This is a genomic window from Nostoc sp. NMS9 (assembly GCF_017114995.1).
Classification (GTDB): Bacteria; Cyanobacteriota; Cyanobacteriia; order Cyanobacteriales; family Nostocaceae; genus Nostoc.
Genome location: NZ_JABXKL010000106.1, coordinates 14,787 through 27,555 on the forward strand (window position 1 = coordinate 14,787; position 12,769 = coordinate 27,555).

Annotated in this window: 13 protein-coding genes and 1 pseudogene; 3 read left to right on the forward strand and 11 right to left on the reverse strand. The window is 43.9% G+C overall.

What is annotated here, in order from left to right; genetic code table 11:
* Positions 1-13: 13 nt before the first annotated feature.
* The 7 genes and pseudogenes from HWQ40_RS34570 to trxA all read right to left on the reverse strand — a co-directional run bounded on the left by HWQ40_RS34570 (position 14) and on the right by trxA (position 5,342).
* On the reverse strand, positions 14-901 hold the full coding sequence (locus tag HWQ40_RS34570; protein ID WP_292786973.1) for an NAD(P)-dependent oxidoreductase: 888 nt from the start codon (positions 899-901) through the stop codon (positions 14-16).
* Between the two features lie 295 nt (positions 902-1,196).
* Complete coding sequence (locus HWQ40_RS34575; protein WP_292786976.1) at positions 1,197-2,486, reverse strand: MFS transporter; 1,290 nt, start codon at positions 2,484-2,486, stop codon at positions 1,197-1,199.
* Positions 2,487-2,849: 363 nt separating this feature from the next.
* On the reverse strand, positions 2,850-3,515 hold the full coding sequence (locus HWQ40_RS34580) for a nitroreductase family protein (RefSeq protein ID WP_292786979.1): 666 nt from the start codon (positions 3,513-3,515) through the stop codon (positions 2,850-2,852).
* A gap of 113 nt (positions 3,516-3,628) precedes the next feature.
* Positions 3,629-3,772 (reverse strand): nuclear transport factor 2 family protein, encoded by a 144-nt coding sequence (locus HWQ40_RS35805; protein WP_366934050.1) that lies wholly within the window; start codon positions 3,770-3,772, stop codon positions 3,629-3,631.
* Between the two features lie 46 nt (positions 3,773-3,818).
* Positions 3,819-3,944 (reverse strand): annotated as a pseudogene (locus HWQ40_RS34585) (alkene reductase); the annotation flags it as partial.
* A gap of 158 nt (positions 3,945-4,102) precedes the next feature.
* Entirely contained in the window at positions 4,103-4,897 is a 795-nt protein-coding gene (locus HWQ40_RS34590; RefSeq protein WP_292786981.1) for an SDR family NAD(P)-dependent oxidoreductase, read from the reverse strand.
* A gap of 121 nt (positions 4,898-5,018) precedes the next feature.
* A complete protein-coding gene (trxA, locus tag HWQ40_RS34595) occupies positions 5,019-5,342 on the reverse strand; it encodes a thioredoxin (RefSeq protein ID WP_012412473.1) in 324 nt (107 codons plus the stop codon).
* An 80-nt stretch (positions 5,343-5,422) separates the two neighbouring features.
* Between trxA and HWQ40_RS34600 the strand changes: the two genes are divergently transcribed.
* Entirely contained in the window at positions 5,423-5,773 is a 351-nt protein-coding gene (locus HWQ40_RS34600; RefSeq protein WP_292786984.1) for a helix-turn-helix transcriptional regulator, read from the forward strand.
* Positions 5,774-5,793: 20 nt separating this feature from the next.
* Here the strand turns inward: HWQ40_RS34600 and HWQ40_RS34605 are convergent, their stop codons facing one another.
* From HWQ40_RS34605 to HWQ40_RS34615, 3 genes are all read right to left on the reverse strand, one after another.
* Positions 5,794-6,573, reverse strand: coding sequence for a nucleotidyl transferase AbiEii/AbiGii toxin family protein (locus HWQ40_RS34605; protein ID WP_292786986.1), 780 nt, complete (start codon positions 6,571-6,573; stop codon positions 5,794-5,796).
* The gene (locus HWQ40_RS34610; RefSeq protein ID WP_292731248.1) at positions 6,570-6,806 is read right to left on the reverse strand and encodes a hypothetical protein; all 237 of its coding nucleotides are present in this window, start codon (positions 6,804-6,806) and stop codon (positions 6,570-6,572) included. The genes HWQ40_RS34605 and HWQ40_RS34610 overlap by 4 nt, the downstream gene beginning before the upstream one ends.
* 84 nt (positions 6,807-6,890) lie before the next feature.
* Entirely contained in the window at positions 6,891-8,186 is a 1,296-nt protein-coding gene (locus HWQ40_RS34615; protein ID WP_292786988.1) for a glycosyltransferase, read from the reverse strand.
* Positions 8,187-8,309: 123 nt separating this feature from the next.
* Between HWQ40_RS34615 and shc the strand changes: the two genes are divergently transcribed.
* On the forward strand, positions 8,310-10,226 hold the full coding sequence (gene shc, locus HWQ40_RS34620; RefSeq protein WP_292786990.1) for a squalene--hopene cyclase: 1,917 nt from the start codon (positions 8,310-8,312) through the stop codon (positions 10,224-10,226).
* 575 nt (positions 10,227-10,801) lie between these two features.
* On the opposite strand, the gene HWQ40_RS34625 is transcribed toward shc, so the two are convergent.
* Entirely contained in the window at positions 10,802-11,248 is a 447-nt protein-coding gene (locus tag HWQ40_RS34625; RefSeq protein WP_292786992.1) for a molybdopterin-binding protein, read from the reverse strand.
* A gap of 353 nt (positions 11,249-11,601) precedes the next feature.
* Between HWQ40_RS34625 and HWQ40_RS34630 the strand changes: the two genes are divergently transcribed.
* On the forward strand, positions 11,602-12,399 hold the full coding sequence (locus HWQ40_RS34630) for a hypothetical protein (RefSeq protein ID WP_292786994.1): 798 nt from the start codon (positions 11,602-11,604) through the stop codon (positions 12,397-12,399).
* Positions 12,400-12,769 lie beyond the last annotated feature (370 nt).

Below are 12,769 nucleotides of genomic sequence, written 5' to 3' on the forward strand. Positions count from 1 at the left end.
AAAATACTCAAGATTAAGTGTCCGAACTTGCTTCATTGGAGAGGATTGTTATGATTTCATCCAAGGGGCGGTCGCGATTAGACTCTTCTGGTGTTTCCTTACCCAAGGAGGTGTCTTTCACCAAACGGTAAACGTCAGCGGCTCCGTAAAAAATGCCCTCAGTCAGACCCAACTCTTTAAAAGTTTCTGCAATCTCTTCCATTTCTCCTACCCAACGATGCGCTTTCGGTGTCATCGATGGAATGGAACGGGTTAAGATGCTAGCAAGTTCTTTTTGGCTACTAGATACTTCATCCCATAGTTCCTTATCCAAACCTAAACGATGGGCTGCAATTAGTAATTCTGTGCCGATTGCTGTAAGTCCTTTTGTCAGAGCTGCATAAGACATTTTCAACCCGGAAGCCTGACCAATTTCATCACCAATTACCCGCACATCTAAGCCATAATCTCGCAGTTGTAGTAGTTGATTTGCTTGTTTTCCTGAAGTGTAAATGCGGGTGCGATTAGGAACTCGCGGCGGTGGGCCAATAATTGATGCATCTACGAATGTTCCCCCAACTGATTCAATGAGTTGGCCGATATTTATAACTTTTTGGGGTGCGATCGCATTACAGTCAACGTAGAGAATGGATTTACCCACATTGCCGATCGCCTCAGCTACTTGCTTCGCCGCTTGGGTAGCCGCTGCGGGAACTAGAACTGACAACACCACATCAGATTCAATTACCAGTTGTGTGAGGGAACCCACATCTTGGATGTTGGCTGCGGCTGCTAATTGCCGAGTTCGTTCACTGCGATCGTTTAGGGCGGCAATAGTTTTCAATCCATGTTGATTGAGAACAACTGCGATCGCTTGTCCCATATCACCCGGACTTAAAATACCAATAGTTTGGATAGGCATGGAAAGTTTTATATTTATTTTGTGGCTGATTTCATGTCCGTATAATTAGTTATGATTTCCACAATCATTGCACCCCACCCCCCAGCCCCTCCCCGCTCTTCGGGGAGGGGAGACAAAGCATAGACTTTCGCGGGGTGGGGTTCTTCAGGTTTAATAAGTAATCTAGCGGACATGATATGACAAGTTAATTCAGGTAATTGAGTCGTCAGTAAACTACTATAATCTGATGTAGATATCGTACTATATCAAACCACGGATAAGCTTAACAAGCAAGTTATCAGGACTTACGCACACTCTACGAATTCTTCTCTACGAGATAATTACTTTTAGTGGGAGTCTGACCAATTTGCAGTACACAAACTGCGGCAATCAGACAGAGAACACCTGATAAAATAAACGCTTGTAAATAACTACCCGTCCAAGTTCTCAATACTCCGGCTCCGAATGCTGCTGTAGCTGCACCAAGCTGGTGTCCTGCGACAATCCAACCGAACATCACGCCGACATTTTCTTTACCGAAGACATTGGCAACAAGACGTACTGTCGGTGGTACGGTAGCAATCCAATCAAGTCCATAGAAGACGGCGAAAATGGAAAGTCCGTAGAAAGAAAAGTTGAAACTGAAGGGCAAGAAAATCAAAGATAAACCCCGCAATCCGTAGTACCAGCACAATAAGTAGCGATTGTTCCAACGGTCAGATAGCCAACCGGACATAGTAGTTCCAAAAAAATCGAACAGTCCCATGATTGCCAAAAGCCCAGCAGCCTTGACTTCAGGAATACCGTGGTCAATACAAGCAGGAATTAGATGAGTTCCAATTAACCCGTTTGTACTTGCACCACAGACAAAAAAGCTACCAAATAATAGCCAGAAGTCTCGATTACGCATTCCAAGCCAGAGAGCGTTAAGAGTGGAGGCGATGGAATTGACTTTGGGCTGTAACACTTCCACAGTTTCGCTATTGTCGCCAAAGGCTCGCAAACCGACATCCGCCGGACGATCGCGCATAAAGACTGCGATCGCTGGAATAATTAGAAGTGCTACACCAGTCAGAGTGAGAGCCGCAGTTCGCCACCCAAAGCGATCGGCTATTGAGGCCAGCATCGGCAGAAACACTAGTTGCCCAGTGGCTGTACTGGCGGTTAAAATGCCCAGAACTAGACCCCGCTTTTCCAAAAACCAGCGATTGACAACAATAGCACCCAAAACCAGGGCAATAACTCCGCTACCAGAACCGACAACTACACCCCACAGCAATACTAGCTGCCAGGAAGCTGACATTAAAGTGGTTAAACCGACACCGAGCGCAATGATAGCAAGTGAGAACACCATCATCCGGCGAATGCCGATTCGCTCCATAACTGTGGCAGCAAAAGGGCCAATCAATCCGTAGAGTATTAAGTTAATGGAGATTGCCAAAGATATAGTTGCTCTACTCCAGCCAAACTCTTGTTCGAGAGGCACAATAAAAACTCCGGGAGCAGAGCGAATTCCTGCTGCTACCAGCAAGGCTAGGAATGTTAAACCCGCGACGATCCAGCCATAGTGGAACGAACGACGCGATAGGAAGGAAGGTAAGGACATAGTTTGGAGGGGGGAGTGGGGAGCAGGAGAGTAGGGGGTAGGGGGCAGGGGAGCAGAAGGGCAGACGAGTGGAGTTAAAATACTCATTCACGAGTATCAAAGACTCGTCGGCGAGTATTAAAGACTCGTTAATGGAGTTAAAATACTCATTCAGGAGTATCAAAGACTCGTCGGCGAGTATTAAAGACTCGTTAACGGAGTTCAAAGACTTATTCACGAGTATCAAAGACTCGTCGGCGAGTATTAAAGACTCATTAACGGAGTTCAAAGACTTATTCACGAGTATCAAAGACTTGTCGGCGAGTATTAAAGACTCATCCCCTATTCCCAATGCCCAATGCCCCATTCCCAATTTAGGAAAAACTACCCTGCATAAGGGTTCCCAATTCTGTCTACAGAGACGTTAGAGGAGAATGGCAAACGACCTGGATTTAAGCGTGGTTCGGCTGCATAACCCACAGGAACTAAAACAGCGATCGCTAAATCTGGATTATCCCCAGCACCAATCACTTCTTTTACTTGATCCTCAATCCAACCGTTCATAAAACATGTGGATAATCCCAGACTTTCTGCCGCTAACACCAAATGGGTAGCAGCAATGATGGCATCTTTGATCGCATATTCGCGTCGCTTCTCGCCCAACGCCGCTTGAAATTGGGGGACGGCGGTTTTAAAGTAGTTTACCGTGCCTTCATTCCATGCCCCAGTTTCGAGTCCCCGCTCTAGAATTGGGGTCAAGTTTTGTTCGCCTGCATTAGGATCGGCGGCAAAGACAAAGGTAACAGGTGCTTGGACAATTTGCTGTTGATTAAAAGATGCTGCTGACAATGCTGCCTTTTGCGCTTCATCTTGCACAAGAATAATTTGCCAGTCCTGGATATTATAGCTGCTGGGTGCAGCCACGGTTAACTCTACTAGTTGCTTGAGCAGTTCTGGGGTGATGGGGTCTGTTTTAAAAGTTTTGATAGAACGACGTTTTGCGATCGCACTGGGTACATCTAAAGGTTGGGTTTGGATGATCGAACTCATGAGATTCTCCTGATAGTTGAGTTATGCGAGGGTTTCAGATTTTATACCTGAAGTGATTAAGAGCCTTAAAGAGCAAAGCAATGTAATATGTTCCTCTTTAATTGTGTTCCTCTTTAATTGCGAATGTTAACCGGGTTAGAGATATGCTTGTGGATAATGCGCCATTGTCCCTCTCGCTTCTCCCATACAAGCGTCGCATGAGCCGTAATTCCAACCGCCTCATTCCCTATAGTGGTTGCTGTACTATGAAAAATCAAAGCAGAGACGGTAATGTTATCACTTGTGAAAATCTGAATATCCCCAACTCAGTTGGTGTGGTACGTTTCCCTGACCTGCCCTGTTTCGGGTTAAGGGTGCCATCACTATCCGGTTAGGTAGTTCCAGATTTCCTAATTGATAAGGAGAGAATAAGTTGATATCAGTAGTCATGTCGTTTCGCTCCAATTCAAAATTCAAAATTCAAAATTCGGAACCCCACATCTGCCAGATAAGGAGGATAAGGAAAGAGTTTTCCCCATACCCAATTTTGTGTGCAGCGCATTACAGTTATTTCCAGGTAAATAGACTATGCAGTTGTGGTTCAAATACTAAACAATCGACCGAATAACGCCACCATCTACCCGCAAAGCTGCACCATTAGTTGCCGATGCTACGGGACTAGAAAGATAAACTACGATCGCTGCTACTTCTTCGCTAGTTGCAAAGCGTTTGATTAAGGAACTTGGACGCACATTTTGAAAAAATTCAGCCTCAACGTCAGCGCGAGTAATACCGCGTTCCTGTGCCAGGTTGGTGATAAAATCCTCAACTCCTTCCGAACGAGTTGGCCCTGGTAGGACAGAGTTTACTGTAACTCCAGTCCCCACAGTCATTTCTGCTAGACCTCTGGCAATGGCAAGTTGTGCCGTCTTAGTTGTGCCGTAGTGAATCATTTCCACTGGGATCTGAATAGCAGATTCGCTGGAGATAAAAACTATCCGCCCCCAGTTTTGCTCTAGCTGCTTTTGCAGATATTGCCGACTCAAACGGACTCCACTGAGGACGTTAACCTCAAATATCTTTAACCAGTCTTCATCAGTAATATCAAAGAAGGTTTTTGGCTCATAAATACCCACATTGTTTATGAGTATATCAACGTGAGGAACCTCTTGAATGAGTTTCTCTACCCCTGATGCAGTGCCTGCATCAGCAACAACACCAGAAACTTTTGCGTCGGGTGTAGAATACTTAATTTTAGCGATCGCATCTGCTACTCGTTCTTCAGACCGACCGTTGACAATTACTGATGCACCCTCTTGAGCTAGCCCAAAAGCGATCGCCAAACCAATACCTGCGGTTGAGCCACTGACCAGGGCGGATTTACCATGCAATTTCAAGTCCATTTCGCTCTTTCTCCGTTAGTTGAAACATAATTCAGGAGTCAGGAGTCTTATATATTTTGACTCCTGCCTCCCTTGACTAGAGAAGGCTGCAAACTAAATGCATCTCACAATAGTACCTAGATTAAAGATGCTGTGCTAAGGTCTTATTCAAGGTAGTTTTTGGAACCGCCCCTACGACAGTATCGACCTGGCGACCTCCTTTAAAAACCATCAATGTCGGAATGCTGCGAATTCCATAGTGGCTAGCGACAGTAGGATTTTGATCTGTGTTCAACTTCACAAATTTCACCTGTCCTTCGTATTCAGCAGCAACTTCATCGACGACTGGGCCCACCATCCGGCAAGGGCCGCACCACGGTGCCCAAAAGTCCACTAATACCGGAATTTCACTTTCCAAGACTTCTTGCTTGAATGTGGCTTCTGTGACGTTTGTAATGGATGACATAAATTGCCTTCCTACTTAATTCTATTATTCGATAATATCGAATAATAAAAATATATGCCACCTGATGAGATAATGCAACTATGAGATTCCTTTATCATCCAGATCGAAAAAATATTTCTTTACCAGGCGTGTTGTATGCATTGGGCGATCCGGTGCGGCTAGAGATTGTGCGGCTGTTGGCGACTGAGGGGGAACAATGCTGTGCCAGGTTTGATTTTGCGATCGCTAAGTCTACTATGTCCAACCACTTCAAGATTTTGCGGGAGTCGGGGATAGTCTTCACACGCAAAGAAGGGACACACCACATTAACATCCTGCGGCGTGAAGATTTAGAGGTGCTGTTTCCAGGGTTGTTGGATGTGGTCTTAAAAGCTGCTCAACCATTGCCTGTTGAACCCGCCAGTGCTAAACAAACAGCTTCAAGGATTTAGGGGTATTGGGTATGACCTGTTTAAGAATCTGCTCGTTTTTCAATTTGTGTTTCTAAATCACCAAAGATATCATGTTGTTCTTGAAAAGTCCTTGGAGTGTGAGATAAACCTAAATCTGTAGATAGCAAATCAATACCGTCGATAATTTTGGGTATCTGAGATTGATCGACTTGCAGACCGAGAAAGCATTTCTCCCTGTAATCCGGTCTTCCCTGAAATAGTGCGATCGCTCTTTTCAAAGGGCGCATAACCTGATAAGCTTTTTCAGCCTTCTCAATTGATGCTTGAGGTATTGGAGATTGCAGCCTGAGAACTGCTAGATCGATTAAATCTCTTGCCTCAACGCTGTCATCGGCGTAACGGTCAGAATTTGACAGTAGCTTAGAGGTAAAACAGTCATTGAAGCTTAAGCAGGGAACAAGTGACCAGTTTGGATATCTTGGCGGGTCTAGTTGAAAACGAGTTTCGGCAATAATTTCCGTTTTAATCGGCATATCATCGACAAAAACAATCATCCGAATTCCATATTGGTCAGTTGTGCTACGTCCAACTTGGATTTTACTTAAATCCCGAAATAATGCTTCATGCCCATCTTCAAATACCACTTCCCGTAGGTATTTGTAGCCTTCTGTACCAACAGAAGCGATAAAATCAACATCCTTACTCCAACGATATTCTTCAAACTCAAATGCAAGAAGGGTTCCGCCACCGAAGTAAGCAGAACCCTTTCTAAGTATGTCTGAATCTAAGGATTCAAGAACTGTGAGAATTTGATTATGGTGTTCTAACCTGAAGGTCATAAACAGACTTGCAACCAGGATTTATAGCGTCTGGCAAGTTCCTGAAGAAAATTGAGTTCTTCGCCTTCAAGATTGTTAAATAAATTGTGATACTGCCAGCCACGCTCATAGCGACTCAGCATTTGTTCTGAAGTAAAACGATACACATCAGCAGTCTGCCAACAAATAGACTCCAGAAAAGGCAGCTTTTTGGGGACAGTAACAGGATTAATTGTTGGTGTTGCGGTTGTCATAGTTCTTTTAATCAACCACTTTAGGCTTACTTTAATAATTTTAGATTAGCACTACCGAATTTTGTAATTTCAATTTTATTCTAACTATAAATTATCCGAACTGGGATAAACTCTTCCTTTCCAAGCGCCACCGCGCCCTTGCCAATGACGAAGTGCTGAGTCTAAAGTCATCAGGGTATAGAGAAAAGCGATCGCAGGTAAGCTCAATGCGAACCAGGGAGAACATTTATAAAAGCGGATTGTCGGGTAGTAAGCGAAAGTCATTAATAGCCATCCTAATATACCTGTAAGTGCGATCGCCCAATTGCTCCAAACTGCACCCAAAATCACACATACAGGTGGAGCTAGATAAATCAGAGGCATTCCCACCAAAGTTCCCAATAGTAGTAATGCCGAATAATTCAGTTGGGTATAGGCAGTACGAGCAACCATATCCCAAATCGTCGCCAGCGAGTCATAAGGGCGCAAACTACGAGTCAAGCTACTCAATCCTAACCAGATACGACCTTGACTGGGGATTGGGCATTGGAGATTGGGCATTGGGGATTGGGCATGATTATTTTCTTTGTCCCCCTTGTCTCCTCTGCTCCCCTGCTCCCCTGCTCCCTTGCTTCCCTGCTCCCCTGCTCCCCTGCTCTTCTTAACAGCCTGAGCCAAGGCACAATCGTCAATTAAAGCTTGGCGAATCACTTGAATACCCCCGATTTGCTCTAAAGCTTCACGGGCGATCAGAATAGATCCCCCGGCGGCTCCTGCTGTGGGATTGTTGGGATTATTCACCCAGCGAAAAGGATAGAGTTTTTGGAAGAAAAAGACGAAAGCTGGAATCAAAAATTTTTCCCAAAAGCTTTCACACCTGAGTCGTACCATTACCGAAACCAGGTCTAAATCTTCCTGCATAGCTTTAGCAACGAGTCGGCGGAGATTACCAGGATCGTGTTCGATATCTGCGTCAGTCAGCAAAAAATAATCGGGTGCAAATTTACTAGCGCTCTTTATGCCTTGCTCAACTGCCCAAAGTTTACCCGACCAACCGGGAGGCAGTGAAACGCCTGAGATAATATGCAATTGCTGGGGTTTACCAAGGGCGTGTGCAACCCCTTCGGCAAAATTTGCTGTCCGGTCTGTGCTGCGATCGTCTACTAAAAACACGTTGAAAGAACCAGGATAGTCTTGGAGTAGGAGCGATCGCAAGCTAGTTGGTAGCAATTCGGCTTCGTTACGGGCTGGAACTACAGCACAAACCACAGGTAACGATTCTAGCTGAGTTTCTGTAACCTCTAATTGCTGGTCTGTCCGCCAAAACTGTCCCCAAAAACCCAGTAATCCTAACCAAATTGTCAAGGATAAGAGCATCAATCCTAATACAATTACATCCATGACCTATTGCAAATTATCAGTGACTCAGACACAATACTATGTCTATTGATACAGGAAAAAAAATTTTTCGCTGTAATACCGTATTCATAACTAGTGTTGGGTGTTGAGGTTAAATAGTTTTTGATGCAAACACAAGACAGGGTAAAAGTCAATCAAGTCGCAGAAGCGATCGCAGCTAGCCAAGAATATCTGCTTTCGATTCAAAATCTGGCAGGTTATTGGTGGGCAGAGTTAGAATCGAATGTCACCATCACTGCTGAAGTTGTCCTCCTGCATAAAATTTGGGGAACAGACCAAACCAGACCTTTACACAAAATTGAAGCATATTTGCGTCAAGAGCAACGGCAGCATGGCGGTTGGGAACTTTACTACGGTGATGGCGGAGAAATTAGCACCTCGGTTGAAGCCTATATGGCGCTAAGATTGCTAGGTGTACCAGCAACCGATCCGGCGATGATTCGGGCACAAGCCTTTATTCTCCAACGGGGTGGGATCAGCAAAACTCGGATTTTTACCAAGTTACACCTAGCCTTGATTGGCTGCTACAACTGGCGCGGTATTCCCTCGCTACCAGCTTGGGTGATGCTATTGCCAAAAGCTTTCCCTGTCAATATCTACGAGATGTCTAGCTGGGCACGTTCCAGCACAGTACCATTACTGATTGTGTGCGATCGCAAACCTGTTTTTATCGCCAACCCAACTATCAACCTAGATGAGCTATACGCTGAAGGTGTTGATCGAGTCCAGTGGGAATTACCCCAAAGTGGCGATTGGACAGATTTATTTCTTACCCTTGATCGAGGTTTCAAGTTGGCAGAAAGCCTGAATTCAGTACCCTTTCGTCAAGAAGGCATCAAAGCCGCCGAAAAGTGGATTTTAGAGCGCCAAGAAGCTACAGGCGACTGGGGCGGCATTATTCCGGCGATGCTGAATTCAATGCTGGCTTTGCGGTGTCTGGATTATGACCGAAACGATCCCATTGTAGAACGTGGTTTGCAAGCAATTGATAACTTTGTCATTGAAACAGAGAATAGTTATCGGGTACAGCCTTGTATTTCACCCGTCTGGGATACAGCTTGGGCGATACGTGCTTTAGTAGAATCTGGCTTTGCACCAGATCATTCAGCTGTAGTAAAGGCTGGAGAATGGTTGTTACAAAAACAAATTTTAGATTACGGAGATTGGGCTGTCAAAAATCGCCAAGGAAAACCAGGGGCTTGGGCTTTTGAGTTTGAGAATCGCTTTTATCCCGATGTCGATGACTCAGCAGTGGTGGTGATGGCTCTACATTTGGCAAAACTTCCTAATGAAAAAATCAAGCAGGCTGCGATCGCTCGTGCCTTAAACTGGATTGCATCTATGCAATGTAAACCAGGTGGTTGGGCTGCTTTTGATTTGGATAACGATCAAGATTGGCTCAACTCCATCCCTTATGGCGACTTGAAAGCGATGATCGATCCAAATACCGCAGATGTTACGGCTAGAGTCGTAGAAATGGTTGGTGCTTGTGATTTGTCAATTGATAGTGATAATTTAGAGCGATCGCTTACTTATCTTCTGCGCGAACAAGAAACCGAAGGCTGTTGGTTTGGTCGTTGGGGTGTAAATTATATCTACGGCACCAGTGGCGTTTTATCAGCCTTGGCGTTAATTGATCCTCAAAAGCATAAAAAAAGTATAGAACGAGGAGCAGCTTGGTTAGTTGGATGTCAAAATCCAGATGGTGGTTGGGGTGAGACTTGCCGCAGCTACGACGATCCCAGTCTCAAAGGAAAAGGAAATAGTACTGCATCTCAAACTGCCTGGGCTTTAATTGGGTTGATAGCAGTAGGTGAAGCAACTGGTAAATTAGCTTTTGATGTGATTGAGCGAGGAATTGGCTACCTTGTGGCAACTCAACAACCCGATGGTACTTGGTTTGAGGCGGACTTTACAGGTACTGGATTCCCTTGCCATTTTTATCTTAAGTATCATCTGTATCAACAATACTTTCCTTTAATTGCGCTAGGTCGCTATCAAGCAGCGATTAAAGAAGGTTAATTGTTGTTACTGTGACTTGTTTATATCGTTCCCATGCAGAGCATAGGAATGGCTGATTAGGCGCAACAGCGGTTTTTTTGCAACTCTGACTGGTGCGCCAACTCTTACAGCATCAGATTTTGTGGTGCAAGCGTCATATCATGTCCGGTTAAAGACTTATCATTAAGACTGCTCCAGGGGCAGAGGGGCAGAGGGGATGGGTTTTTGGGCTTTCTGCATAGAGAAAGGGAATTAGAACTAATTAGCCGGACATGATATCAGATAGCACATCTGTTATCTGTATCAACTTCAGCAAAGAACCACACCTATGCTACCTTATGGTGTTTTCAATTGATACAAAAACAGTTATTACATAAGCGATCGCATCAACTATATATAGTCAAGTGAAGAAAGTTTATTCTCTTAATATCTAATACCATTTCTTTGTGAGGCTGCGCCAAACCCTCTTAACTTCTTCTTTCTTTCTTTCTTTGTGTCCTTTGCGTCCTTTGCGGTTCGTTTTTCTTTCTTGTACTTAAATATGGTTTAGCGCATCTTCATACAGAATTGGTATAACGCCCAAAATCAACGTATTTTTATTCTCTAGCAATGACAATATCGTTAGATTTAATAACTGCATAAGCTTCTTTCCCCTCAGATAATCCCAACTCTTCTGCGGAAGCTCTGGTGATAATCGAAGTTAATTCTACTTTGTGAATAATCTCCAGAGTAACCTCACTATTAACTGCTCCATAAACAACTCGTTTAACCACACCTTTAAGAATATTGCGAGAGCTAACTTTTAATGATTTTTTTTGAATACTACTTTCTATGTCAGGCTTTTGAGTAGAGTCGATATCTTCCTGTTTTTCCTGCTGAGTTGCTGGTAATATTGATATTGAGGAATGCTGAGTGAGACTACGCACGAGTTCCCGCAGAATCTCAGTCTTGGTGCGTTGAGACTGTTCGCAGAACTCCTCTAGAATCTTCCGCTCGTCCTCTGAGGTTTGAAATGTAACCCATCCTTGTTCTTTTCTTGGCATAATAATATTATCAATTTTGGTTATCTTGGTAAAATTCTACCAAGTATCAATTCGATACGTCGTTTTAGTAATAACATTTCTTTTGTCAGTATTTTCGGCATTTTTATCGCAAATTAATCAACTATTCTCATATAGTTAACTACATAGATATTTATTTTTTTATAGATGCGAAATATTTTGTTACTTGAAATTGTCTAAATCATCACTCAAATGATACCAACTAAGATGGTATAACATTGGTCTATGGTATTTGTTGGGATAGCTACGCTTACGCAAGGATAATCTAACAGAAAATTCCACTGGCGATCGCGTGAGTGCCGTAGGATTATTTAACGTGAGTTCACAGCCAGGGGATGAAACACCTAAAATCACGTTCTCAAGACCTGCGAAGTTTATTTGAGAACAATATCACCATTGAATACGTGGCAGAACCCCTGAAAGCTATGCCAGCTGATGCGGAGGCGAAAGAAGTGCTGCATTGGATGCAAGCACAAAATTTTGATGTTATCGCCGTTGAGACGGGAGATATTATTAGCGGTTATGTAGAACGCTCTAGTTTGATCCCAGATAAAAAAGGTAAATGTAGCGACTATCAACGGGTGTTTCATCCCAAAGAACTAATTGCTATTTCCACCCCACTGATCAAGTTGCTACCCATTTTGCAACAAACTCCGCGATTGTTTGTCTTAGATTGCAATCAGGTCAGTGGTATTGTTACCTGTGGTGATTTGCAAAAAGCACCCGTGCGAATGCTACTGTTTGGCTTAGTAACGCTGCTAGAAATGAATTTGCTGCGGCTGGTGCGGATTTACTATCCCCAAGATTCTTGGCAAAAAGTCCTTAAACCTGAGCGCTTAGAAGTTGCTCAACGACTATGGCGAGAAAGTCAGGAAAGAAACGAAGCCACCGATTTGTTAGATTATCTACAATTCTGTGATAAGCGAGAGTTGATTTTAAATCAACCAGAACTTCTCCAGCAACTAGGACTAAAATCAAAACGGTTTGGCGAACGTTTCCTCAAGTCTGCTGAACAGTTGCGAAACCGATTAGCTCACGCCCAAAATTTAGTTAGTGGTTCCTCTTGGACAGAATTGATTTCTCTAGCAGAAGCGATGGAAAAGCTGTTAATTCATTGTGAGGAAGTTGAGTAAAGTGGTCAGCTTTCTTTAACACTATTTGAACCAGCCCATAAAATCCGCTGCTGTCGATAAATCTAATAGCGTCTCACTTAGCTCGACTTTATCCATTTTTTTCACAACGCAATACTCCTGCGGAGTCGTTGCACGAAAGCTAATCCTAAAACCTATATGGCAATACAGTTCAGATAAGCCCAAAATCCTCATGTAGAGACGCGATTTATCGCGTCTTGTTTGAATAAAGTCGAACTTATATCATGTCCGGGTAATTAGTTATGATTTCCACAATCATTGCACCCCACCCCCAGCCCCTCCCCTTGGCAAGGGGAGGCAGGGTGGTTTCATACAAGCAGAGAAAAACTAAAACTGGGTTTCAAAGCCTCTC